The sequence below is a fragment of the Candidatus Thermoplasmatota archaeon genome, from assembly GCA_030018475.1.
Classification (GTDB): Archaea; Thermoplasmatota; JASEFT01; order JASEFT01; family JASEFT01; genus JASEFT01.
The window spans coordinates 1-557 of sequence record JASEFT010000130.1; the positions used below are offsets into that span (position 1 = coordinate 1).

1 protein-coding gene is annotated in these 557 nt (G+C 37.0%); it reads left to right on the plus strand.

The annotated features are described in order from the left end of the window. The first annotated feature begins 55 nt into the window (after positions 1-55). Complete coding sequence (locus QMD21_07915; GenBank protein ID MDI6856689.1) at positions 56-463, plus strand: multiprotein bridging factor aMBF1; 408 nt, start codon at positions 56-58, stop codon at positions 461-463. Positions 464-557 lie beyond the last annotated feature (94 nt).

Here is a 557-nt window from a genome sequence, read left to right on the forward strand (position 1 = left end):
TCTTTTCCCGTGAAGGGCTTTTCTTTTTTCTAAAAAGAAAAGGGCTTCAGGGAAAATGGAATGCGAGCTTTGTGGCAAAGTAGATAAAAACTTAGTTAGAGTTGTAATTGAAGGCTCTTTACTCTCAGTGTGCCAGAAATGCGCTAAATTTGGCACAGCTTCAGCTGCAATTCAGCCTAAAATTACAAGTGCGGAGCTTGCGGAAAGATTGGAAAAAAGAAAAAAATTTCTTGAAGAGAAAAATATTTTTGCAGAAATCGGTTACGAACTTGTTGACGATTACGGAGAGAGAATAAGGAAGGCAAGACTTAAAGCTGGCTTAACTCCTGAGCAATTAGGTAAATTGATTAACGAGCGCAGAACTGTAATTACAAAATTAGAGGCAAGAGTAATGATACCCGACGACGAACTTATTAGAAAGCTAGAGAAGGCGCTTGACATAAAGCTCAGAGTAAAGCAATAATTTAAGTATTCGTAATTAGAGTTTAAGTAAAGGTGAAAAAATGCCCCGCTGCATTTCTAAAAAAGAGAAGAAGAAAGGAATCTGCTAGATTAAA